The organism is Streptomyces sp. NRRL WC-3605 (genome assembly GCF_001509795.1).
GTDB lineage: Bacteria > Actinomycetota > Actinomycetes > Streptomycetales > Streptomycetaceae > Streptomyces > Streptomyces viridochromogenes.
Genome location: NZ_LLZN01000069.1, coordinates 1 through 22728 on the forward strand (window position 1 = coordinate 1; position 22728 = coordinate 22728).

The window sequence follows — 22728 nt, forward strand, 5'->3', positions numbered from 1 at the left end:
AACATTGTGAGCGACCTTGGAGAGCACATCGAGGCCCGCCGAATGAGCGAGGACGTCTTGGAGCGCCGCCGCCGCGTCCTGGGCGAAGACCACCCCGACGCCCTTCACTCCGCGCGAAATCTGGCCGTCATCTTGGGGTGCCTCGGGGAACATGCGAAGTCAGCGCGACTACTCAAAGACGCTCGCGTACGTAGCCGCCGCACCCTCGGCGACAATCACCCCCTCACCGAGGCTGTCACCCACGACCTCGCCCACGCGCTGATTGCTACAGGCAGACCGTTCGAGGCCGCTAAACTCCGCGCCTCCGGCAAGCCGAAACAACAACGAACCCGAGGGAAGCGCCGATAGCCTTCAGCTCTGACCGGCTGCTGGACCTGAGCCGCGCGACGCTGTGCCCTGCGCGGCGGGAGCGCCTTGATGGGGTAGGGAATCTGCTATCCGGTCGACCGGTCGACGGCCTCGCGAATGAGCCGGCTCGTGAAGCCCGCCGCACAGAGGCGTTCGTACGCCGCGGTCACGTCCGCGGGGACATCCATGCTGATCATGAATCCCTCCTGCGGGTACACCAACAGCCGTTGCTGTGCTCCCACCAACATGTCGACGACCAGCCTCGCGTCCCCGATCGATTCCACGTACTCCCCGAAGCTCATAGGCGTCGACGCGCTGATGATCTCCACTTCGGGCCAGAACTTGCGGGCGGTGGCGTAGGCGCGGCGTTCCTCGTAGGGCTTGCTCACCAGCAGCACGGAGGAGACGTCGACGCCCTGCTCTGCGAGCAAGACCCGGGAGAATTGGACGTTCTCGCCAGTCGGCTCCGGCTGGACCGACGACGGAGCGTCGTACGAGCAGCGTGGTCTCAAGCGCCGGGCCCGCCGGGCGACCAGGCCCGTACCCATCCCGCCCGTGCTCGTCGGGATGCTGCGCGAGCACCTCAAGACGTACGGCACCGCCGAGGACGGGCGGCTGTTCCGCGCGGCGCGTGGCGGCCGGGTGCGGTCCACGGAGTACTGCGAGGTCTGGGACCGGGCCCGCGTCAAGGCACTCAGCAAGGCCGAGGCCGCAACGCCGCTCGCGGACGTGCCGTACTCACTGCGGCACGCCGGGGTCTCCCTGTGGATCAATTCGGGCGTGGATCCGGTCGAGGTCGCGCGGCGGGCCGGCCACAGCCTCACCGTGCTGTTCCGCTTCTACGCCAAGATCCTCCGGGGCCAGCAGGCACTCGCCAACGACCTGATCGACAAGGGGCTGAGCGGCGGCCGGTGAGCCAGGATCCTGGCCCACGCATGGCCCACACGCCCTGATCAGACGTGGGATACGGGCGGTCCGGGGTGAGACAGGGTGAACACAGCGGGCCCGGCTCCATCCTGGAGCCGGGCCCGCTGACCTGCTGATTCTCTGAGCTGTGCGGTGGGTGTGGGATTTGAACCCACGGTGACGTCGCCGCCACGACGGTTTTCAAGACCGTTCCCTTAGGCCGCTCGGGCAACCCACCCGTGCTCCGGCCCGCCGGAGAGCGGAGCGGGTACAGCGTACCGTGGGGGCCCGGGCGGGGGGTCAGCTGTCGCCGGTGCGGGCGCCGAGGGTGAGGTCGACCGTGCGGGTGCGGCCGTCCCGTTCGTAGGTGATCGTCACCTTGTCGCCGGGCTTGTGGGTCCAGATCGCCCCGATCAGGGTGGGGCCGGAGTCGATCACCGTGTCGTCGAGCTTCGTGATGACGTCACCGGGCTTGAGGCCGGCCTTGGCGGCGGGGCCGCCGGTCTCGACCGCGTCAGAGCCGCCGGCGCCCTGGTCGGTGATCTTGGCGCCGTCGCTGGTGTCCTCCAGGGAGACGGAGGCGCCGATCTTGGCGTACACGGGCTTGCCCGTCTTGATCAGCTGCTGGGCGACGTACTTGGCCTGGTTGATCGGGATCGCGAAGCCGAGGCCGATGGAGCCGGACTGGGCGGTGCCGCCCATGCCGTTGGCGGTGGACTGGATCGCCGAGTTGATGCCGATGACGTTGCCCTGCGCGTCCAGCAGCGGGCCACCGGAGTTGCCCGGGTTGATCGACGCGTCGGTCTGCAGCGCGCTCATGTAGGAGGCGTTGCTGCCGGTGCCGTCGCTTGAGGCCACCGGGCGGTTCTTGGCGCTGATGATGCCGGTGGTGACCGTGTCCGACAGGCCGAAGGGCGCGCCGATGGCGATCGTCGAGTCGCCGACGGCCACCTTGTCGGAGTCGCCCAGCGTGAGCGGCTTGAGGTCGGACGGGGCGCTCTTGAGCTTGATCACCGCGACGTCGTAGCCCTGCGCGTGCCCGACGACCTCGGCGTTGTACTTCTTGCCGCTCGGGAACGTCGCCGTGAGCTTGCCGCCGTCCACCGCGTCGGCCACGACGTGGTTGTTGGTGACGATGTGGCCCTCGGTGTCGAAGACGAAACCGGTGCCGGTGCCGCCCTCGCCGCTGCTGCTCTCCGCCTGGATCGTGACGGTGCTGGGCAGCGCCTTCGTGGCCACGCCCGCGACCGTGCCCGGGTCGCGCTTGACCGAGCCGCCGCTGTCGGGGGCGGAGACGGTCGTGGAGGAGGTGTTGTCGTCGTTCTTGGCCAGGGTGTAGCCGAGGCCGCCGCCCAGGCCGCCCGCGACCAGCGCGGCGATGAGGACCGCGGCGAGCATCCCGCCCCGGCCCGAACGGGGCGCGGGCTGCTGGTAGGTGCTGCCCCAGCCACCGGCCCCCATGCCGCCGCCGGCGCCCGTCCCACCGCCGGCGCCGTCGCCGTACGGGGACGTGCCGGAGGGCGGCGGGGGCGGCCAGGAGGCGTCCGGGGCGGAACCGGAGGAAGCGGGCGTCGTGGGGGTGTGGAATCCGTCGCCACCGCCGTGCGCCCGGGCGTCCGCGGCGTACGGGTTGCCGGCCGGCACCGGCGGGAGCGGCGCCGTCGCGCTCTCGGGAGCGGGGTGCTCCTGGGAGGCCGGAGCAGCGGGAGCATCCACCGGCGCGGGCGGTGCGGACGGGGCCGGGGGTACCGCGGCGCCCTCGTTCTCGGTGCTCACAGCTTCTCTCCTCGATCCACGGCTGGTGTCTTCGGTCGCACACGGGCATGCCCGTTCACGCTCGATCTCGGCGGTCGGTGCGCTCAGCTGTGCATGCCTATTTGTATGCGGTCAGCTTTTCCCAACGGCCGTCAGAGCACCATAAGCGGTGCCTGTGGGTCCACGGCCACTCTTTATATAGGTCATTTCTCACTAAACGGTCGCAATCCGAGCGTTCGGGCACCCACCGCGGTGGCACGTGTACCCCCGCACGGTGGCACCATGACGCGGTGACCCACGCACGGCAGCACCAGATCCAGGTCGTCGCCCACCGCGGAGCCTCCGAGGACGCCCCCGAACACACCCTGGCCGCGTACCGGAAGGCGATCGAGGACGGCGCCGACGCCCTCGAGTGCGATGTCCGCCTCACCGCCGACGGCCATCTGGTCTGCGTCCACGACCGCCGCGTCAACCGCACATCCAACGGTCGCGGCGCGGTCTCCGCCCTGGAGCTCGCCGAGCTGGCCGCCCTGGACTTCGGCTCCCGCAGGAACCGCGACTCCTGGAAGAACCGCACCGAGGAGCCGGACTGGGAGGTCCGCCCCGAGGATCCGGAGGACACCTCCGTCCTCACCCTGGAACGCCTCCTGGAGCTCGTCGCGGACGCGGGACGCCGGGTGGAGCTGGCGATCGAGACCAAGCACCCCACCCGCTGGGCGGGCCAGGTCGAGGAGCGCCTGCTGCACCTGCTGAAACGGTTCGGACTGGACGCTCCGGCCACCCCGGCCGAGTCGCCGGTACGGATCATGAGCTTCTCGGCGCGTTCGCTGCACCGCGTACGCGCGGCGTCGCCGACGCTGCCGACCGTCTATCTGATGCAGTTCGTCTCGCCCCGGCTGCGGGACGGGCGGCTGCCCGCGGGCGTGCACATCGCCGGCCCCTCCATCAGGATCGCGCGCAGCCACCCCGCGTACGTACGGCGTCTGAAGGCGGCCGGCCACCAGGTGCACGTGTGGACCGTGAACGAGCCCCAGGACGTGGACCTCTGCGTCCAGCTGGGGGTCGACGGCATCATCACCAACCGCCCGCGCGCGGTGCTGGACCAGCTCGGACGCTGAGCCCCGCGGGGCCGCTCCGGGCAAGTCACGTACGACCTCTTGACCCGGTGGTCCCGGCGGCCTCATCCTCCACTCTCAGCCACACCATCGGATTTCAGCCATCACGGTGACAGGGAGTGCTCCGGCGCGTTCGCTGCGTGTTCGGTCGTTGCCAATGCGTCACCGGACCTTGTTTGGCCGGTTTCCGGTTCAGGCCAAGAGGGCATCCACTCCGTGGCGTGGGGCGAAGGAGGTCTCGGGGGTGGCGTTGGTGGTGGCACAGGAGGTGCCCACGTCGTCGAGCATGGCCGTACCCCATGGTCCTGCGGGCGTGGGGAAGGCGAGGCACCGCATGCGGGCGCAGTTGCGCAGCGGCGGGGTCCCGGAATCGGTCATCGACGACGCCGTACTGATTCTGTCCGAGCTCTTGAGCAACGCGTGCAAACACGGCCGGCCGCTCGGCGACGCCCTGGCGGGCGACGGCGACGTCCGCGCGGCCTGGCGGGTGGACGTCGGCGGCCGGCTCACCGTGGAGGTGACGGACGGCGGCGGACCCACCCGTCCCGCTCCGGCGACGCCCTCGGTCACCGCGCACGGCGGCCGCGGGCTGAACATCATCAGCGCCCTGTCCGACGACTGGGGCGTGCGCGACGACGTCCGCGGCGAGGTCACGGTCTGGGTGGTCGTCCACGGCGACGTACGAGCCGCGCACACCGGGCACCGGCGCGACGACTTCGCTACGCGCGTCACGGCCCCGGCGGTCAGCGCCATCCCGGGCCTGGACTTCACGGACGCCTTCGACGACCTGGACTGACGGGCCGTCGGCCCGCGTCCCCGACCGCCGCTCCTGCCGGCACGCCCGCGTCCCCGACCGCGTCCTCCGACCACCGCTCCTCCCGGCACGCCCGCGTGCTCCGTCCACAGGCTCCCGTCGACCATGGCGGAAACGGCTAGGCTCGCGCCCGTACCAGACGAGCCGTAACCGGGAGACACCCACGATGGCCAAGAAGCGACCCCAGACCAAGGCCAAGCGCCCGCAGATCGCCGACGGAGAGGTCCCGGTCGTCGGCGCGCGCGAGCCCTGCCCCTGCGGAAGCGGCCGCCGCTACAAGGCCTGTCACGGCCGGGCCGCCGCGCAGGCGGTGACCGAGCTGGTCCAGCGCCCGTTCGAGGGGCTGCCGGGCGAGTGCGACTGGGTCGCCCTGCGCGAGCTGGTGCCCGCCGCCACGGCCGAACTGACCCTGAAGGGCGGCCTCCCCGAGGGCGTCCCGTCCGTCACCCTGGCCACCGTGCTCCCGATGGCCTGGCCGGCGCTGCGCCGCGACGACGGCTCGGTCCTCCTCGGCCTGCAGAACGACACGGCCTCCGGCGACATCAGCCGCGACCTCGCCGACACCCTCCAGCGGGCCCTCGCGGCCCAGCCGGGCACCCCGGTGCAGGGCCGCCGCGCCCCCGCCGACGGCCCGCGGCTGCAGGACCTGCTCGACCCCGAAGGCGCGTTCGAGCCAGTTGTGCACCCGGGCTTCGAGTTCTGGGTCCCCGACGCGGAGAACGCCACCGCCGAGGTGACCGCCTCCCTGGAGCGCGCCAACGCCGCAGCCATCCCGACCGTGAAGCTGACCGGCGTGGACTCCGCCTACTGGTGCGAGACGCCGGAGAAGAACCACCTGCGCTGGGTCATGCCGCACCCCGAGGAGCAGCTTCTGGACGCGCTCGCCCGGCTGCACGCGGCGGGCACGTCGAGCCTCGGCGAGGGCACCCGCCTGGTGGGCTCCTTCCGTGCTCACGGCCTGACCGTGCCGGTCTGGGACCTGCCGAGCGGTGTCGGCGCGGAGGACGTGGAGAAGCCGGCGGCCGAGTTCGCCGAGCGGCTGGCCGGCGCCCTGGCCACGGACGCCCCGCTGACGCCGGACGAGCGCCGCGCGCGCGGCGGGCTGACCAACCGGCAGGTCACCCTCAGCTGACGAGAGGGGCGGGCCCGCCCCGGCTGAACGGCGGTTCAGCGGGACGCGCCCGCCCGCGCGGGGTGAATCCGATCACAACTCCCCTGCGGAGCAAGGGAATCCGTGACTGGAAAGCCCGGATCGAATTTGCGAACCGCCGACTTCTTGTTACCGTTCCAGTAGCCCGGTTGCTGGTGCATCCCCCGTCGCCAGCAACCGGGTCTTTCCATGTGCGCGGCCCTTTACGGAGCGCCGCCGCGTGTCAACCGCCCGTGGTCGACCCCGCCGAAGCGGGCGCGGAGTTGCTGGCGGAACGCAGCAACAGCGCCTGGCGCCCGGCCCGTTCGGCGAACTCGGTGACCGCCGTGTAGCCGTCGGCTCCCGCACGGGTGCGCTGCCGGGGCGTCTCACAGGTCCCCGGGTCGTCCCCGGCGCCGACCGCGCAGCGCATCCGGATCGTGCGCCCCTCCGGCCCCATCAGGCTCAGCACCGAGTCCAGGGCGCCGCCGGTGGCGTTGCGGTAGTAGGTGCGCGCCCAGGTCTCCTCGCCCTGCGTGAGGACACAGGTCTGGGCCTCGACGCCCTCGGGCGAGGTGAGTTCGGGCCCGCAGCGCACGGCCGTGGCGATGCCGAGCCCGAGCAGGCCGGACGGCGCGGCCGACGGCGCCTTCGCGTCGACGCGGGGGGACGGACGGTCGGCACCGTCGCGCGGGGAGCGCGCCGGGGCGTCCTTCGCGGGCTCCTCGGCCGTGGACCGGCCGGCCTCGACGACCTGGCCGGCGGCCGCCCAGGCCAGTGGCAGGGCGATCGCGGCCGCCGCGACGGACGCGAGGGCGATCAGACGGACTCTTCGCTGGTGGGGCCCGCGACGATGCGACGACGGTGCCCTTTTTCCCCTGGAATGACGCGGCATAGGGCGGAATCTAACGATCCGGGGCCCGTGCGCGGTCCGTGCGCGCCGGACAGCCCTACAACTCGGGCGCGCTCACACCCGTACGAGTGAGGGCCTCGACCACGGCGTCGACCACGGCCTCCACGTCCGGCACCCACGGCGAGGCGGAGCCGGGCAGCGGGGCGCGCTGCCAGCTGATCGGCCCCAGCCCCGTCCCGGAGGGCGGCAGGGCGAGATAGCCGCCCTCGCCGTGGAAGCGCAGCGAGCCGGGGACGAAGTCCTTGGCGTACAGCAGCTCGCCGAGCTGCTCCATCGAGTACGGCTTCACCAGGATCGACCAGCGGGCCGGCGAGGCGACGACCGGGCCGAGGCGCATGCCCATCCGGTCGAGCGCGGCCAGGGCGTGGGCGGCCGGCAGGGCGGGCAGGCTGACCGCGCACGGCGCCGTGCCGCCCGTGGCCAGGATGATCGGGGCCGTCGGCCGGTTGGCCCACCACCAGCGCACCATGCGCTCGTCGGTGGTGGCCGCGAGGAGGCCGGGGTCGAAGGGGTGGGCTCCGGGCACCGTGCACTCCGGGTCGGGACAGCCGCAGCGGGCGCGCCCCTGCGGGGGCGCCGTCACACCCGGCAGCACGGGCCACCGCCATTGCGTCGCGAAGGTCAGGGCCGCGCTGATCAGCTCAGACTTCCCGTCACCACGCAGGAGCCTGCGTCGCCTTCCGAGGATCTCGCGCATGAGCGCTCGTTCCTTTCCGTTGCACCGCTGGCAACACCGAGGACCACATCACACCATGTGTCGATCACTTCACTGTGCGTACCTGTTGGCGCATCACACCCCTGCTCCGGGCAAGGGGCACCCCTCTGGGCCGAACGTGGACTGCGTCCGTGGCGGCCTCGTCCATACTGCGTCTACCAGAAGCATGGGCATGGCGTGGGGTGGCGAAGTCTGGCGTTTTACGTCGCGCGTGTTTCTCTTCGCCTCCGCCACGGGAGGATGGGGCACGATCGTCGGTGGCTAGGACGCTCGGCTCCGTCACCAGGTTCCGGGTGGTCGTCAACCACCCCTGGTCTTCACCGAGTACGTACCCATAACGACCGCTGTGACGCTCCGGGGAGCGAAACCAGTCGACCGCAATACCCCGTTCCCTGAGGCAGTTTCAAGCCAACTTCGCTCTGACGCAAGAGGTGTACGCGGAATGCTCCGGCACCCCACGGACACCAGGAATCCCCGCAGGACAATGCTGGACATCCCCTCACGAGTGCGTGTACATGTGGAGACACTGCTGGCGGCGCAGAATGACATGGGGGTTTGCGATGCTTTTGAGCAGTACGCACCGGTCGGAAAGCCGGACGCCATGAACGCCCCTCACCCTCCGAAAGTGGCCGGAATCGATTCAACGGTTCCCTCACCCGCACACACTGTCGCGCCCACGCCCGCAGCCCCGGCGGTCGCCTCACCGCACGCGCCGGGCGCCCTGCTCCAGGACCGTCTCGCCGGCTGGGTGTCGGACCTGACGACCCTGCACGAACTCACCGAGCGCCTGGTCCGCACCGACTCGCTCGACGAAGCCCTCCAGGAACTGCTGCGCGCCGGGTCCGCCCTCGTGGGCGCCCGGCGCGGTCTCGTCGTCCTGGAACCGGGCGACGGACAGGGGCCCGACACGACCATCGGCCTGGGCCTCGCCCGCGCCGACCTCGGGCACATCGAGACCGTGCCGCGCAGCGCGATGTCGTACGGGCGGATCCTCGACGGGCTGCCCGGCGGCGACGGCGAGATCACCGAGCCCGACCTGCTCGCCGAGGACGGACCGGACCCGCGCCACCGCGAGGTCGCCGCGCGCCTCGGCTACGCCGCCAGCTACGCGCTGCCGCTGTCCACCGAGGACGCCGGGCGCCTCGGCGCCGCCGTATGGCTGTACGACGAGCCCGCCGAACCGGGCGAGCGCCAGCGCCACCTCGTCGGCCTGTACACCCGGTCCGCGGCCGCGCACCTGGCCCGGCTCGTCGAGGTCGAGCGCACCCGCGCGGCCATGCGGACGATGACCGAGGAGCTGCTGCCCGCGCGGCTGCCCCGCACCGCCAGTGTGGAGCTCGCGGTCCGGCACGGCACCGGGCCGCGCGGCGGCGGCGACTGGTACGACGCGCTGCCGCTGCCGGACGCCGCGCTGGGCCTCGCGGTCGGCTCGGTGACCGGGTCCGGGCCGAGCGCCGTCGCCGCGATGGGCCGGCTCCGGGCCAGCCTGCGGGCGTACGCCGTGATGGAGGGCGAGGACCCGGTGGCGGTCCTGTCCGACCTGGAGCTGCTGCTGCGGCTCACCGAACCGGCCCGTTCCGCGACCGCGCTGTTCGCCTACTGCGAGCCCGCCCTGCGCAAGATCACGCTGGCCGGTGCGGGCCACTGCCCGCCGCTGCTGCTCGGGGAGCGCCGCACGGAGTTCGTGGAGACGTCGGTGTCCGCGCCGCTCGGGATGCTGGCCTGCTGGGAGGCGCCGAGCGTGGAGCTGACCGTGGAGGCCGGGGAGACGGTGCTGCTCTACACCGACGGGCTGCTGCACCGCACCGGCGACCCCACCGACCGGGCCTTCGCGCGGCTGCACTCGGCGGCCGCCGGGGTGCCCCGGGCGCTGCGGCAGGACCCGGAGGCGGTCGCCGACCACGTGCTGCGGGCCGTGCTGCCCGAGGGTCTGGACGGCACCGACAGCGACGAGGACGTCGTCCTGCTGGCCGCTCGCTTCGCGTGACGCCCCGCGGGCCCTCGGTGACCGTCCCATAACAGGCGCGTGGCCTGCGCCATAGCAGCGGCGGACGGCTCGTCCCGCACCCCCCGGGACGGGCGGGCACGACCGTACGATGGACGGGGTCGAATGCCGTATCGAGGAGGATGACCGTGGCCGACGAGCTCACCCCGGCCGAGTCCATCGCTGCCACCGCAGCGGACCCGGAAGAGACGGAAGAGCCGATCAAGCAGCGCAAGAACGGCCTGTACCCGGGCGTGTCCGACGAGCTCGCCGAGAACATGAAGTCCGGCTGGGCCGACACCGAGCTGCACGACCTGCGGCCGATCCCGCAGGCCGCCGAGACCGCCGCCCGCCGCGCGGCGCTGTCCGCGCGCTTCCCGGGCGAGCGCCTGGTGATCCCGGCGGGCAACCTGAAGACGCGGTCCAACGACACCGAGTACCCCTTCCGGGCCTCCGTCGAGTACGCGTACCTCACCGGCAACCAGACCGAGGACGGCGTGCTCGTCCTGGAGCCCGTCGCCGGCGGCCACGAGGCCACGATCTACCTGCTGCCGCGCTCCGACCGCGAGAACGGCGAGTTCTGGCTCTCCGGCCAGGGCGAGCTGTGGGTCGGCCGGCGGCACTCCCTCACCGAGGCGCAGAAGCTGTACGGCATCCCCGCCTCCGACGTGCGCGAGCTGGCGGACGCGCTGCGCGAGGCCACCGGCCCGGTCCGGATCGTGCGCGGGTACGACGCCGGCATCGAGGCCGCTCTGACCGACAAGGTCACCGCCGAGCGGGACGAGGAGCTGCGGGTCTTCCTGTCCGAGGCGCGCCTCGTCAAGGACGACTTCGAGATCGGCGAGCTGCAGAAGGCCGTCGACTCGACCGTGCGCGGCTTCGAGGACGTCGTGAAGGTCCTCGACAAGGCCGAGGCGACCTCCGAGCGCTACATCGAGGGCACGTTCTTCCTCCGCGCGCGCGTCGAGGGCAACGACGTCGGCTACGGCTCCATCTGCGCCGCCGGCCCGCACGCCTGCACGCTGCACTGGGTGCGCAACGACGGCCCCGTGCGCTCCGGCGACCTGCTGCTGCTGGACGCGGGGGTCGAGACGCACACGTACTACACCGCCGACGTCACGCGGACGCTGCCGATCGACGGCACGTACACCGAGATCCAGAAGAAGATCTACGACGCCGTGTACGACGCCCAGGAGGCCGGTATCGCCGCCGTGAAGCCGGGCGCGAAGTACCGCGACTTCCACGACGCCGCGCAGCGGGTGCTCACCGAGCGGCTGGTCGAATGGGGGCTCGTCGAGGGCCCGGTCGAGCGGGTGCTGGAGCTCGGGCTGCAGCGCCGCTGGACGCTGCACGGCACCGGGCACATGCTCGGCATGGACGTGCACGACTGCGCCGCCGCGCGCGTGGAGTCGTACGTCGACGGCACGCTGGAGCCCGGCATGGTGCTGACCGTCGAGCCGGGTCTGTACTTCCAGGCCGACGACCTGACCGTGCCGGAGGAGTACCGCGGGATCGGCGTGCGGATCGAGGACGACATCCTCGTCACCGCCGACGGCAACCGGAACCTGAGCGCCGGGCTGCCGCGCCGCTCGGACGAGGTCGAGAGCTGGATGGCCGCGCTGAAGGGCTGACGCCCGACAGCGGACGGACGAAAGGACGGCCGGGTGCCCCACGGGGGTGCCCGGCCGTCGTCGCTGCCGGTGGGGGGTGGGGGGTGGACCTGGGCGTGGACCTGCATCTCGGGGTCGCCGCCGGCGACGGGCGCCGGGCCGGCCTGGAGCGCGCCCTGCGGGACGCCGTGCGGGACGGGCGGCTCGCGCCCGGGGAGCGGCTGCCCGCCACCCGGCAGCTCGCCGGGGAACTCGGCGTCTCACGGAACACCGTGAAGGCCGCCTACGACCAGCTCGTCGCGGAGGGGTTCCTGACCGCCCGCCAGGGCTCGGGCACGCGGGTCGCCGCGCTGCCGCCCGTCGAGACGAGGGCGCCCCGGGAGCGGGAGCCCGCGCGTGCGCCGCGCTTCGATCTGCGGCCCGGCAGCCCGGACGTCGGGGCGTTCCCGGCGGCGGCCTGGCTGCGGGCGCTGCGCTCGGCGGTCACGAGCGCACCGGCCCTCGCCTACGACTACGGCGACCCGCGGGGGCGGATCGAGCTGCGCACCGCCCTGTCGGGGTATCTGGGCCGGGCCCGCGGTGTGGTCGCTCCCCCGGAACGCATCGTGATCACCTCCGGGTACGTCCAGGGGCTGGCGCTGCTCACCCGGGTGCTCGGCGGCGGCCCGGTCGCCATGGAGGACCCCGGGCTGCCGTTCCACCGGGAGGTCGTACGGCGGCACGGGGGTTCCGTGGTGCCGCTGGAGGTCGACGGGCGCGGGGCCGGCACTCCCGGGGACTGCCGGGCCGTCGTCGTGACACCCGCGCACCAGTACCCGACCGGGGTGACGCTCCACCCGGAGCGGCGGCGGGCGCTCACCGAGTGGGCCCGCGCGCGGGGCGCCCTGATCGTGGAGGACGACTACGACGGGGAGTTCCGCTACGACCGGCAGCCGGTCGGCGCCCTCCAGGGCATGGCGCCGGGTCAGGTGGCGTATCTGGGGACCGCCTCGAAGACACTCGGGCCCGCGCTGCGGCTCGGCTGGATGGTGCTGCCGCCCCACCTGGTGGACGCCGTGGCCGACACCAAGCTGCACAGCGACCATCACACCGAGTCCCTCGGGCAACTGGCCCTCGCGGAGCTGATCGACAGTCACGCCTACGACCGGCATGTGCGGGCCTGCCGGCTGCGCTACCGGCGACGCCGGGACCGGCTCCTGGACCGGCTGGGGGCACGCGCACGGGTGCGGGGGATCGCGGCCGGGCTGCACGCGCTGGTGCAGGTCGACGACGAGGAGCGCGTGTTGGCGCGGGCGCGGGCGCACGGGCTCGCGGTGGGCCGGCTGGGCGACCACTGGCACACGCCCGGCGCGGGCAGGCCGCAAGGGCTGGTCGTGGGGTACGGAACGCCCCGGGAGGGGGCCTACGGGGGAGCGCTGGAGGCGCTGGCGCGGGCTCTGGACGAAACCGGATCGGCTCTCTGAGCGGATTGGACCCCTGAGAAGCCCATGAATTGGGCCTCGTTACCGGCCCACCGGCTCCCTACGGTCGTCCTATGACCACCCGTCTTCTCCCGCCCGCCGGTCCCCGGCGCCTTCTCGCCCTGGCCCAGTTGAGCAACTCGGTCGGCGACGGCGCCTACTACACGACGTCCGCGCTGTACTTCACCCAGATCGTGGGTCTCGGCCCCGCCCGCGTCGGCCTCGGGCTGACCGTCGGCTGGGCGGTCGGCTCGCTGGCCGGGGTGCCGCTCGGGCGGCTCGCCGACCGGCGCGGGCCGCGCGGGACGGCGGTGCTGCTGGCCCTGGCGACGGGGCTGGCGGTGGCGTCCTTCACGGTGGTGCGCGGGTTCCCGCCGTTCGTCCTGGTCGCCTGCGCGTACGCCGCGGCGCAGTCCGGCCTCGCGGCGGCCCGCCAGGCGCTGCTCGCGGGGCTGGTGTCCGCCGGGGAGCGGACGGGGCTGCTGGCGCATCTGCAGTCGACGCTCAACGCCGGGCTGGCGGTGGGGGCAGGGCTCGGCGGGCTCGCGCTGCACGCCGGGACGCGGACGGCGTACCTGGCGGTGTTCACGCTGGACGGGCTGAGCTTCCTGCTCTGCGCCGGGCTGCTGCTGCGCCTGCCCGCCGTTCGGGCCGGGTCCGGGCGGCGCACCGCACGGCTCGGGGTGCTGCGGGACCGGCCGTACGCCGTGCTGGCGCTGCTCAACACCGTGCTGCTGCTGCGGCTTCCGCTGCTCAGTCTCGTGCTGCCACTGTGGATCACGCGGCGGACCGACGCGCCGGCCTGGATGGTCTCCGCGCTGTTCGTGCTCAACACCGGGGCCGTGATGGCGTTCCAGGTGCGGGTGGCGCGCGGGGTCACGGGGCCGGCGACGGCGACGCGGGCGATCCGCCGGGCCGCCTGGGTGATGCTCGCCGCGTGCGGGGCGTTCGCCCTGAGCGCGGGGGCCCCGCTGTGGATCGGCGTCGGCGTTCTGGTGCTGGGGGCGGTGCTCCAGGTGGTCGCCGAGATGGGGCAGTCGGCGGGGTCCTGGCAGCTGTCGTTCGACCTGGCCCCGCAGGGTCGCACCGGGGAGTACCAGGGCCTGTTCGGCACCGGCGTCACCGTCGCCCGGACCCTGGGCCCGCTCCTGCTGACATGGCTGCTCGTGGACGGGGGGACGCCGGGCTGGCTGGCGCTGGGCGCGGTGATGCTGGCCGCGTCGTACGCGATGGGGCCGGCGACGCGGCGCCACCGGCACGACCGCCGGCTCCGCCGCCCGCCCGGCCTCGCGACGGCCGAGGGCGTGTGACGGGGTGGCTCAGACCGCGACCAGCGCCGGGTCCTTCTTCCACTTGAGGATCTTCTCGAAGCTGATCACGGCCCCGCTGCGGCCCGCCGGGCTGCCGAACTGGACGTGGTCGGCGAGCTCTTCGATGAGGCACAGTCCCCGGCCGTGCTCGGCGTCGGAGGCGGCCGCGCGGGCGGCGCGGCGCGGCGGGGTGAAGCCGGGGCCGGAGTCGGCGACCTCGATGTGGCACCGCTCGCCGTCGAGGTAGGCCGTGACGCGGTACGCCTGGGGCGAGCCGTCGGGGGTCGCGGCGCCGCCGTGCTCGACGGCGTTCGCGCAGGCCTCGCTGAGGGCGACGGAGAGGTCGTAGGAGACGTCGGGGTCCACCCCGGCGGTCTCCATGGTGCCCATGAGCAGGCGCCGGGCGAGCGGCACGCTCGCGGCATCGCGCCGCAGATGGAGTGACCACCAGATGCTCATGCTCCAGCCTCCTGGCCGCGGCTCGACATACCGATACGTATTGCCGCGAGTGACCGGCCGTAAGCACATCCGTGACGTGACGCCGCCCATATGGTCGATGCGCCTATGCGTGAATCGGTGTATGTGGTGGCGGGCCACACCAGAACGTGCTCTTCCGCCCGTACCTCATCTTGCGGACCTGCCGTATGGCGGCCATGGGGCCAGTGCGATGATGAGGCCGCCATGTCTGCCCCCCACCCGCGCACAGCGCGCGCCGGAAGCGACCTCCGGGTACCGCGGGCCGCGGTCTTCGCCGCGGTCTGCGTCGTGCTGGCCGGGATCGGGCACACGCTCGGCTCGTGCGCGACGGTCCCGCTGTGGACGCTGGGCGCCGGGTTCCTGGGGGTCCTCCTCGTCACCGTGCCGCTCACCGGCCGGGTGCGCACGCTGCCGGGCACGGCCGCGCTGCTCGCCGTCGGACAGACCGTCCTGCACACGCTGTTCGGGCTCGGACAGCACGGGGCGGTGACGGCCGGGGCGTCCTCCGCGGCCTCCGGCTCCTCCGGTCCGGTGTCCGACGCGGCGCTCGTCCAGCAGGCGGCGCGGCTCGTCTGCGGCACCGCCGCCGCCGCGATCAGTCCCGTCCAGGCCGAGCGGATCCTCACCGACGCCCGGATCGGCCCGGGGACGGGGGCGCACGCCGCGCACGTCCACGCGGACGCCGTGGCCACGGCCGTGGACACGACGTCCGTCTCGCTGCTTCCGTCCCTGCCGATGCTGCTCGGCCACCTGCTCGCGGCGCTCGTCGCCGGGTGGCTGCTGCGGCGCGGGGACCTGGCGGTGCTGCGGATCGCCGAGATGTCCGCGCTGTCGGCGCACACGGTCGCCGAGGGCGCACTCGTACGTTCCCTGCGCGGGGCGCTCGCGCTGGTGCGCGCTCTGCGGGCCGGGCTGCCCGGCGCGCCCGAGGCGGGCCCGCGTCCTCCGCGCACCGAAGGACACACCCTGCCCGCCCCGCGCACCGTCGCGCTCCAGCACACCGTGATCAGGCGCGGCCCGCCGGCCGCCGCCGCGCTCTGCCTCGCCGCCTGACACGACGCGACCACCACTCCACCCACGGGTGCGAAGAGGCCGCCGTCGTGCGGCACGCGCGCGTGCGCCCGTCTCCCGACCGAGGGGCGGTCCGGCACGCCGGTCCCGGTGACCGGTTCCCGCCGATCCCCCGTGATCAGGCACCTCCGCGCACGCGTACTCCTCTTCACCACCGGAAATCCCGTATCTCACCCACAGTGGAGTGCTCCGAATGAAGGCCTCTCGTCTCGCCGCCGCCGCCACCCTCGCCGGCACCGCCGTGCTCGCCCTGTCCGCGCCCGCGTTCGCCCACGTCAGCGTGCAGCCGGAGGGCGAGGCCGCCAAGGGCGGTTACGCCGTCGTCGACTTCAAGGTGCCCAACGAGCGCGACAACGCCTCGACCACCAAGCTCGAGGTCACCTTCCCGACCGACCACCCGCTGGCGTCCGTGATGCCGCAGCCGGTCCCCGGCTGGAAGGCCGAGGTCACCAAGTCCACCCTGGACAAGCCGCTGGAGCTGCACGGCAAGAAGATCACCGAGGCGGTCAGCAAGGTCACCTGGACCGCGGACGGCAAGGGCGTCGAGCCCGGCTTCTTCCAGAAGTTCCCCCTGTCCGTCGGCACCCTCCCCGAGGACACCGACCAGCTCGTCTTCAAGGCGGTGCAGACGTACTCCAACAAGGAGGTCGTCCGCTGGATCGAGGTGCCGCAGGAGGGCCAGGAGGAGCCCGAGAACCCGGCGCCCGTGCTCCAGCTGTCCGCCGCCGAGGAGGGCGGCCACCACGGCTCGGCCTCCGCCGGCAAGGGCTCCGGCGACGCCGAGGCCGCCTCCGCGAAGACGTCCGCCGCCGAACCCGCCGACAGCAGCGACACCACCGCCCGCGTCCTGGGCGTGGTCGGCATCGTCGTCGGCGCGCTGGGCGTGGCCTACGGCGTGCTCGCCGGCCGTCGGCGCACCACCGCCTGATCCGTCCCGAACCCATACCTCGGGTCGTCCCCGGTCCCCCGTCCCCGGCACGCGCCGGACGGGGGCCGGGGCCGTCCCCCGGGAGACTGCACATGCGTAAGAAGACCTTCGCGGCGGCGGCCCTGCTCGCCGCCGCCACCCTGACCCTGACCGCGTGCGGCGGCGGCGACGGGGACGACGCCTCGCCGGTGACCGTGGTCTCCGAGGAGACCGGCTCCGACAAGGCCGCCATCGTCCTCGACAAGCCGTTCGAGAAGCCGGACCTGGTCCTCACCGACACCCACGGCGAGAAGTACGACCTGCGCAAGGAGACGGCGGGCAGGCCGACGCTGATCTACTTCGGCTACACCAACTGCCCCGACGTCTGTCCCACCACGATGAGCAACATCGCCGTGGCGAAGAAGCAGCTGCCCAAGGCCCAGCAGGACGAGCTGCGGATCGTCTTCGTCACCACAGACCCCGAGCGGGACACCGCCGCCGCGCTCGGCAAGTGGCTCAAGGGCATCGACCCCCAGGTCGTGGGCCTGACCGGTGACTTCGACACCGTCCAGGCCGGCGCCCGCACCCTCGGCATCACCATCGAGGCGCCGCACAAGGACAAGAACGGCAAGGTCGTCTCCACCCACGGCACCCAGGTCGTCGCGTTCTCCCCGAAGACCGACGCCGGATACGTCCTCTACACCGAGGACGCCACCGTCGACGACTACACCAAGGACCTCCCCGCACTGATCAAGGGGGCCCGGCCGTGAGCCGTCGCGTGGCACCCGTCGCGCTCCTGGCCGGCGCCCTGCTCCTCGCGGGCTGCGGCTCCGGGGACGACTCGGCGGCCGACCTGTCCGTCAGCGGCGCCTACATACCGCAGCCGGTGTCCGACTCCATGGCGGCCGGCTTTCTGACGGTGACCAACACGGGCGGTACGGAGGACGAGTTGACCTCCGTGACCAGCGACATCGGCGAGGTGACCGCCCACGAGACGGTCGACTCGGCGATGCGGGAGGCGAAGGACCTCGCGGTCCCCGCACACGGGACCCTCGTGTTCCGCAGCGGCGGCAACCATCTGATGTTCGAAAAGCTGAAGCGGCAGCCGCAGCAGGGCGAGAAGGTGACCGTGGAACTCCACTTCGCGGAGTCGGGCACCGTCACGGTCGAGATTCCGGTGAAGTCCGCGACGTACAACCCGAAGACCGGACACTGAGGGAGAGACCGCCTTGACGTCAACCATCGCCCCCCGGGTCCGGACACTGGTGCTGCTGCTCGTGGCCGCCGCCGGCCTGCTCCTCGCCGGCGCCGGCCCGGTCTCCGCGCACGCCGCGCTGACCGGCAGCGACCCCCGGCAGGGGGCGGTGGTGGGCAAGGCACCGCAGCAGGTCTCGCTGACCTTCTCCGAGAAGGTCGCCCTGTCCGACGACTCCCTGCGGGTCCTCGACCCCAAGGGCAAGCGCGTGGACCGCGGCGACCCCGCCGGCACCGGCGGGACGACCTACGCCGTGAAGCTGCACGGCGGTCTGCCCGACGGCACGTACACCGTCACCTACCAGGTCGTGTCCGAGGACAGCCATCCCGTCGCCGGGGCCTACACCTTCTCCATCGGCGCGCCCTCCCAGACCTCCGTCTCCGTCGACGGGCAGACCGCGGGCGGCGGGGTCGTCGGCGTGCTCTACGGCTTCGGCCGGTACGTGTCGTACGCCGGGTTCATCGTCCTCGTCGGCGGCGCCGCGTTCGTGCTCGGCTGCTGGCGGCGGGGGACGGCCGTGCGGTCGGTGCAGCGGCTCGTGGTGTCCGGCTGGCTCGCGCTGACGGCGGCCACGCTCGGGCTGCTGCTCATGCGGGGCTCCTACACCGGCAGCGGGAAGGTCGGCGACATCTTCGACCTGGACCTGCTCGGACAGGTCCTCCAGACCAAGACCGGCGCGGCCCTCGTCTCACGGCTGCTGCTGCTCGCCGCGGCGGCGCTGTTCATCGCGGTGCTGTTCGGGGCGTACGACAAGCGGGACGACGAGGAGAAGCGGGACCTCACCTTCGGGCTCGCGATCGGCGGGACCGTCGTGGCGTCCGGGCTCGCGGCGAGCTGGGCGATGTCCGAGCACGCCTCGACCGGGCTCCAGCCGGGGCTGGCCATGCCGGTCGACGTCCTGCACCTGCTGGCCGTCGCGGGCTGGCTGGGCGGGCTGACCGCGCTGCTGGTGGCCCTGTACCGGGCGCCCGCGGAGACGCCCGTGGACGCGGCTGCCGTACGGCGGTTCTCGCAGCTGGCGTTCGGCAGCGTGCTGACGCTCGTCGCGACCGGCGTCTACCAGTCATGGCGGCAGCTCGGATCGTGGTCGGCGTTCACCGGCACCCGGTACGGGCAGCTGCTGCTCATCAAGATCGGGCTCGTGGTGCTGCTGGTCGGCATCGCGTGGATCTCGCGCCGGTGGACGGGACGGCTGGCGGAGTCCGGCGTGGCTGAGGCCGACGTGGCTGAGGCCGACGTGGCTGAGGCCGACGTGGCTGAGGCCGACGTGGCTGAGGCGGACGCCGGGAGGGTGACGGCTGACGAGGCCGAGAAGGAGCACGTCGCCACGGGTGCCGGTGCCTCCACGACGGCGAAGGGCGCGTCCGGGGCCGGTTCCGCTTCCGGGGCGGGGGATGCCTCCGGGGCCGGTTCCGCCGGCGCGGACGGCGACTCCGAGCGGGCCGCGCAGCTCGCCCGGCAGCGGGCCGCCATCGACACCGCCCGGCGCAAGCGGGAGCGCGACGCCGACCCGAACCGCTTCGGGCTGCGCCGCTCGGTGCTCGCCGAGGCGGGCGTCGCCGTCGTCCTGCTCGCCGTCACGACCATGCTGACGTCGACCGAGCCGGGCCGTACCGAGGAGCAGGCCGCCGCGGCCACCTCGTCCGCGACCGCCGACGCGAACGCCGCCGGGGCGCTCACCCTGGACATGTCCTTCGACACCGGGGGCGAGGACGGCAAGGGCGTCGTAAGGATCGACCTCGATCCCGCGCGCCCGGGCTCCAACGAGATGCACGTCTACGTGCTGCGGCCCAACGGACGCGCCTTCGACATCCCCGAGGTGAAGATCGCCTTCACCCTGGAGTCCCAGGACATCGGGCCGCTGCCCGTCGTCCCCGACCACATCTCCACCGGACACTGGTCGGCGAGCGGGGTGCAGATCCCGATGGCCGGCGAGTGGAAGGTCGCCGTGACCGTGCGCACCTCCGACATCGACCAGGCGACCGTCTCCAAGAACGCGCAGATCGGCTGAACCGCACCATGACCGACCAGTCCATCCCCCAGGCCCGTACGCAGGCCGAGGCCGTCGCCGCCCCGGACACCCCGGACAAGGGCGCCGCCGGGAGCCCGGCCACGGGCGGGCTCTCGCGGCGCCGGCTGCTCGGGACCGCCGGGGCGACCGGCCTGGTGCTCGGCGCGGCGGGCGGGGCGGCCGGATACGCCGCCCGTCCGGCCGGGGCGACCCCGCTCAGCTCGCTGGGGTCGGGGGAGGTGATGTTTCACGGGAAACATCAGCCCGGCATCGTCCAGCGGCTCCAGGCCCGCGGTCATCTCGTCGCCTTCGACCTGGCGGCAGGCGCCGGGCGCAAAGAGGCGGCGGCTCTGCTGCGCCGCTGGTCGGAGACGGCCCGGCGGCTGATGGCGGGCGAGGGCGCCCGGCAGGACGACACGGGCGTCGCCCTGGACGCGGGACCGTCCTCCCTGACGATCACCTTCGGTCTTGGGCACAGCTTCTTCGCCCGCACCGGTCTGGAGAAGCAGCGGCCGGTCGCCCTGGACCCGCTGCCGGAGTTCTCCTCCGACCGGCTGGACAGGGCACGCAGCAACGGCGACCTGTGGGTGCAGATCGGCGCCGACGACTCGCTGGTCGCCTTCCACGCGCTGCGGGCGATCCAGAAGGACGCGGGCCGGGCCGCCCGGATCCGCTGGCAGATGAACGGCTTCAACCGGTCCCCCGGCGCCACCGCGCACCCCATGACGGCCCGCAACCTGATGGGCCAGGTGGACGGCACCCGCAATCCGAAGCCTTCGGACGCCGACTTCGACCGGCGGATCTTCGTCCCGGAGTCCGGCTCGCGGAACCCGGCGTGGATGGCGAATGGCTCCTACGCCGTCGTACGCCGGATCCGGATGCTCCTCGACGACTGGGAACAGCTCTCCGTCAAGGAGCAGGAGGACGTCATCGGGCGCCGCAAGGCCGACGGGGCGCCGCTGACCGGCGGCACCGAGACGACCGAGATGGACCTGGAGAAGACGGACCGCGCGGGGAACCTGGTCGTGCCGCTCGACGCGCACGCGCGCATCACCCGGCCCGACCAGAACGGCGGGGCGGCGATCCTGCGCCGGCCCTTCTCGTACCACGACGGCATGGACGCCGACGGGGTGCCGGACGCCGGTCTGCTCTTCATCTGCTGGCAGGCCGACCCGCTGCGCGGCTTCGTCCCCCTCCAGCGCAAGCTCGACCGGGGCGACGCGCTGTCGCGGTACATCCGGCACGAGGCCAGCGGCCTGTTCGCGGTGCCGGGCGGGGCGGCCGAGGGGGAGTACGTGGGACAGCGGCTGCTGGAGGGGTGAGGAGCCGAGTACGTGGGGCAGCGGCTGCTCGGGGGAGTGAGCCGAGTGCGTGGGGCAGCGGCTGCTGAGGGTGAGGAGCCGTGCGCCGGGGTCCGGCGGGACGCGGTGTCGCCCTCGCGGGTGGGCGGTGCCGGAAGGCGCACGCCCGGCTCCGCCAGGCCCATTAGGGTGAGGTCATGCCAGCGAGCTACGCCTATCTGGGCCCCGAGGGCACCTTCACCGAGGTCGCCCTGCGCACGCTTCCCGAGGCCGCGACCCGGGAGCTGATCCCGTACGTGTCCGTGCAGTCCGCGCTCGACGCCGTTCGCGCCGGCGACGCGGAGGCCGCGTTCGTGCCGATCGAGAACTCCGTCGAAGGCGGCATCACGACCACGCTCGACGAACTGGTCGCGGGCGCGCCGCTGATGATCTACCGCGAGGTGCTCCTGTCGATCACCTTCGCGCTGCTGGTCCGGCCCGGCACGAAGCTCTCGGACATCAAGACGGTCTCCGCTCATCCGGCGGCGCAGCCCCAGGTGCGCAACTGGCTGAAGAACAACCTCCCGGACGCCCACTGGGAGTCCGCCGCGTCGAACGCGGACGCCGCGCGTCTGGTCCAGGAGGGCCAGTACGACGCCGCGTTCGCCGGTGAGTTCGCCGCCGCCCGGTACGGCCTGGAGGCGCTGGAGACGGAGATCCACGACGCGGAGAACGCGCAGACGCGGTTCGTGCTGGTCGGCCGGCCCGCCCGGCCCGCCGCGCCGACCGGGGCGGACAAGACGTCGGTGGTGCTGTGGCAGCGGGACGACCACCCCGGTGGGCTGCGGGACCTGCTCGGCGAGTTCGCCACCCGCGGGATCAACCTGATGCTGCTCCAGTCCCGTCCGACAGGCGCGGGCATCGGCAACTACTGCTTCTGCGTCGACGCCGAGGGGCACATCTCCGACCGCCGGGTCTCGGAGGCGCTGATGGGCCTGAAGCGGATCTGTCTGCAGGTGCGGTTCCTCGGCTCGTATCCGCGGGCGGACCTGACGCCGGCGGACGTGGAGCGGCCGCGTCTCGGAACGTCGGACGAGGAGTTCGTGGCGGCGGCGGACTGGGTGGCGCGCTGCCAGGACGGGCGGTTCTGAGCGACGCGGTGGCGGGCCGACCGCAGCACTCCCCTGCGATCGCGGCCGGTCCTACCTGCTGATAGTCGTTATCCACAGGAGTTTTCCACAGGTCTGCATCTCGACCTGGGGACAAGTCGACAGACAAGGGTGAGTCTGTCGACAAATCGGTCCTCAGCGGCCCTCTCCATCCACCTTCGTGCACATCACCCTTCGTCCACCCTTTTCCCTTGCGCCACCCTTTGGGGCGACCACTTTCCCCCCAAAGGTGCGGGTGGGGAGGGTTTACCCCGGGAATCCTCGACGTGGTCGCCGTCTTACGGAGTGATCGATTCCGACATCCACAGTTCTTCCACACAGCCTGTGGATAACTTTTCGCAGCCTGGGGATTCCTGTGGACAAGAACGCTCCAAGTCCCGCTCCCCGCAAGGGAATCCAGTCAACGGGCCGCCCCGCAAGTGCTTCTTCCAGGGAGCCGGGCACACTTTATTGACACGGCTCGCAATTCGCCCGTAACGCAACGTAAGCCGTGTTCCGG

At 72.8% G+C, this 22728-nt stretch carries 19 protein-coding genes, 1 tRNA gene and 2 pseudogenes; 16 read left to right on the plus strand and 6 right to left on the minus strand.

The annotated features are described in order from the left end of the window. Window positions 1-6: 6 nt before the first annotated feature. Window positions 7-348, plus strand: coding sequence for a tetratricopeptide repeat protein (locus ADL34_RS37250; protein ID WP_402546794.1), 342 nt, complete (start codon window positions 7-9; stop codon window positions 346-348). An 86-nt stretch (window positions 349-434) separates the two neighbouring features. On the opposite strand, the pseudogene ADL34_RS23355 reads toward ADL34_RS37250, so the two are convergent. Next, window positions 435-809, minus strand: a pseudogene (locus tag ADL34_RS23355) (YdcF family protein); the annotation flags it as partial. On the opposite strand from ADL34_RS23355, the pseudogene ADL34_RS23360 reads away from it, so the two are divergent. Then, window positions 808-1263: pseudogene (locus ADL34_RS23360) on the plus strand (site-specific integrase); the annotation flags it as partial. The pseudogenes ADL34_RS23355 and ADL34_RS23360 sit on opposite strands and share 2 nt — an antisense overlap. A gap of 142 nt (window positions 1264-1405) precedes the next feature. Here ADL34_RS23360 and ADL34_RS23365 read toward each other — a convergent pair. Continuing rightward, a tRNA-Ser gene (locus ADL34_RS23365) sits at window positions 1406-1492 on the minus strand. Window positions 1493-1554: 62 nt separating this feature from the next. Further along, window positions 1555-3030 carry a S1C family serine protease gene (locus tag ADL34_RS23370; RefSeq protein ID WP_062665803.1) on the minus strand — a complete coding sequence of 492 codons (1476 nt, stop codon included), beginning with the start codon at window positions 3028-3030 and terminating at the stop codon, window positions 1555-1557. A 269-nt stretch (window positions 3031-3299) separates the two neighbouring features. Here ADL34_RS23370 and ADL34_RS23375 point away from each other — a divergent pair, with 269 nt between their 5' ends. The 3 genes from ADL34_RS23375 (at window position 3300) to ADL34_RS23385 (ending at window position 6070) form a co-directional block, all read left to right on the plus strand. Then, on the plus strand, window positions 3300-4127 hold the full coding sequence (locus ADL34_RS23375; RefSeq protein WP_062665805.1) for a glycerophosphodiester phosphodiesterase: 828 nt from the start codon (window positions 3300-3302) through the stop codon (window positions 4125-4127). A gap of 154 nt (window positions 4128-4281) precedes the next feature. Further along, the gene (locus tag ADL34_RS23380) at window positions 4282-4920 is read left to right on the plus strand and encodes an ATP-binding protein (protein WP_062665806.1); all 639 of its coding nucleotides are present in this window, start codon (window positions 4282-4284) and stop codon (window positions 4918-4920) included. Between the two features lie 184 nt (window positions 4921-5104). Then, window positions 5105-6070: a DUF5926 family protein gene (locus tag ADL34_RS23385; RefSeq protein ID WP_062665807.1), complete on the plus strand. Its 966-nt coding sequence runs from the start codon at window positions 5105-5107 to the stop codon at window positions 6068-6070. Window positions 6071-6311: 241 nt separating this feature from the next. Here the strand turns inward: ADL34_RS23385 and ADL34_RS23390 are convergent, their stop codons facing one another. Continuing rightward, window positions 6312-6962, minus strand: a complete 651-nt coding sequence (locus ADL34_RS23390) for a hypothetical protein (protein ID WP_234375087.1) — start codon at window positions 6960-6962, stop codon at window positions 6312-6314. 55 nt (window positions 6963-7017) lie between these two features. Beyond that, entirely contained in the window at window positions 7018-7677 is a 660-nt protein-coding gene (locus tag ADL34_RS23395; RefSeq protein ID WP_062665808.1) for a bifunctional DNA primase/polymerase, read from the minus strand. Window positions 7678-8179: 502 nt separating this feature from the next. On the opposite strand from ADL34_RS23395, the gene ADL34_RS23400 reads away from it, so the two are divergent. From ADL34_RS23400 to ADL34_RS23415, 4 genes are all read left to right on the plus strand, one after another. Continuing rightward, window positions 8180-9682 (plus strand): PP2C family protein-serine/threonine phosphatase, encoded by a 1503-nt coding sequence (locus ADL34_RS23400; RefSeq protein WP_199835619.1) that lies wholly within the window; start codon window positions 8180-8182, stop codon window positions 9680-9682. Between the two features lie 146 nt (window positions 9683-9828). Continuing rightward, complete coding sequence (locus ADL34_RS23405) at window positions 9829-11310, plus strand: aminopeptidase P family protein (protein ID WP_062665880.1); 1482 nt, start codon at window positions 9829-9831, stop codon at window positions 11308-11310. 95 nt (window positions 11311-11405) lie between these two features. Next, on the plus strand, window positions 11406-12752 hold the full coding sequence (locus ADL34_RS23410) for a PLP-dependent aminotransferase family protein (RefSeq protein WP_107115583.1): 1347 nt from the start codon (window positions 11406-11408) through the stop codon (window positions 12750-12752). Window positions 12753-12823: 71 nt separating this feature from the next. Next, window positions 12824-14059 carry an MFS transporter gene (locus ADL34_RS23415; protein ID WP_062665811.1) on the plus strand — a complete coding sequence of 412 codons (1236 nt, stop codon included), beginning with the start codon at window positions 12824-12826 and terminating at the stop codon, window positions 14057-14059. Between the two features lie 9 nt (window positions 14060-14068). Here the strand turns inward: ADL34_RS23415 and ADL34_RS23420 are convergent, their stop codons facing one another. Continuing rightward, window positions 14069-14518, minus strand: coding sequence for an ATP-binding protein (locus ADL34_RS23420; protein ID WP_062665812.1), 450 nt, complete (start codon window positions 14516-14518; stop codon window positions 14069-14071). A 222-nt stretch (window positions 14519-14740) separates the two neighbouring features. Between ADL34_RS23420 and ADL34_RS23425 the strand changes: the two genes are divergently transcribed. The 7 genes from ADL34_RS23425 to pheA all read left to right on the plus strand — a co-directional run bounded on the left by ADL34_RS23425 (window position 14741) and on the right by pheA (window position 22211). Then, entirely contained in the window at window positions 14741-15589 is an 849-nt protein-coding gene (locus tag ADL34_RS23425) for a hypothetical protein (RefSeq protein ID WP_062665814.1), read from the plus strand. 211 nt (window positions 15590-15800) lie between these two features. After that, complete coding sequence (locus tag ADL34_RS23430; protein ID WP_062665816.1) at window positions 15801-16535, plus strand: YcnI family protein; 735 nt, start codon at window positions 15801-15803, stop codon at window positions 16533-16535. 92 nt (window positions 16536-16627) lie between these two features. Then, window positions 16628-17284, plus strand: coding sequence for an SCO family protein (locus tag ADL34_RS23435; RefSeq protein ID WP_062665818.1), 657 nt, complete (start codon window positions 16628-16630; stop codon window positions 17282-17284). Further along, the gene (locus ADL34_RS23440; protein WP_062665820.1) at window positions 17281-17730 is read left to right on the plus strand and encodes a copper chaperone PCu(A)C; all 450 of its coding nucleotides are present in this window, start codon (window positions 17281-17283) and stop codon (window positions 17728-17730) included. Before ADL34_RS23435 ends, ADL34_RS23440 begins: the two co-directional genes overlap by 4 nt. Window positions 17731-17743: 13 nt before the next feature. Continuing rightward, window positions 17744-19780 (plus strand): copper resistance CopC/CopD family protein, encoded by a 2037-nt coding sequence (locus tag ADL34_RS23445; RefSeq protein WP_062665822.1) that lies wholly within the window; start codon window positions 17744-17746, stop codon window positions 19778-19780. Between the two features lie 8 nt (window positions 19781-19788). Continuing rightward, on the plus strand, window positions 19789-21102 hold the full coding sequence (efeB, locus tag ADL34_RS23450) for an iron uptake transporter deferrochelatase/peroxidase subunit (protein ID WP_062665824.1): 1314 nt from the start codon (window positions 19789-19791) through the stop codon (window positions 21100-21102). A 176-nt stretch (window positions 21103-21278) separates the two neighbouring features. Next, complete coding sequence (pheA, locus tag ADL34_RS23455; RefSeq protein WP_062665826.1) at window positions 21279-22211, plus strand: prephenate dehydratase; 933 nt, start codon at window positions 21279-21281, stop codon at window positions 22209-22211. Window positions 22212-22728: the final 517 nt, after the last annotated feature.

Coding starts and splice junctions, on each gene's coding strand:
- ADL34_RS23425 (WP_062665814.1), top strand. CDS start 14,741: ATGTCTGCCCCCCACCCGCGCACAGCGCGCGCCGGAAGCGACCTCCGG.
- ADL34_RS23435 (WP_062665818.1), top strand. CDS start 16,628: ATGCGTAAGAAGACCTTCGCGGCGGCGGCCCTGCTCGCCGCCGCCACC.
- ADL34_RS23400 (WP_199835619.1), top strand. CDS start 8,180: ATGCTGGACATCCCCTCACGAGTGCGTGTACATGTGGAGACACTGCTG.
- ADL34_RS23420 (WP_062665812.1), bottom strand. CDS start 14,518: ATGAGCATCTGGTGGTCACTCCATCTGCGGCGCGATGCCGCGAGCGTG.
- ADL34_RS23380 (WP_062665806.1), top strand. CDS start 4,282: ATGCGTCACCGGACCTTGTTTGGCCGGTTTCCGGTTCAGGCCAAGAGG.
- ADL34_RS23415 (WP_062665811.1), top strand. CDS start 12,824: ATGACCACCCGTCTTCTCCCGCCCGCCGGTCCCCGGCGCCTTCTCGCC.
- efeB (WP_062665824.1), top strand. CDS start 19,789: ATGACCGACCAGTCCATCCCCCAGGCCCGTACGCAGGCCGAGGCCGTC.
- ADL34_RS23385 (WP_062665807.1), top strand. CDS start 5,105: ATGGCCAAGAAGCGACCCCAGACCAAGGCCAAGCGCCCGCAGATCGCC.
- ADL34_RS23390 (WP_234375087.1), bottom strand. CDS start 6,962: ATGCCGCGTCATTCCAGGGGAAAAAGGGCACCGTCGTCGCATCGTCGC.
- ADL34_RS23395 (WP_062665808.1), bottom strand. CDS start 7,677: ATGCGCGAGATCCTCGGAAGGCGACGCAGGCTCCTGCGTGGTGACGGG.
- ADL34_RS23430 (WP_062665816.1), top strand. CDS start 15,801: ATGAAGGCCTCTCGTCTCGCCGCCGCCGCCACCCTCGCCGGCACCGCC.
- pheA (WP_062665826.1), top strand. CDS start 21,279: ATGCCAGCGAGCTACGCCTATCTGGGCCCCGAGGGCACCTTCACCGAG.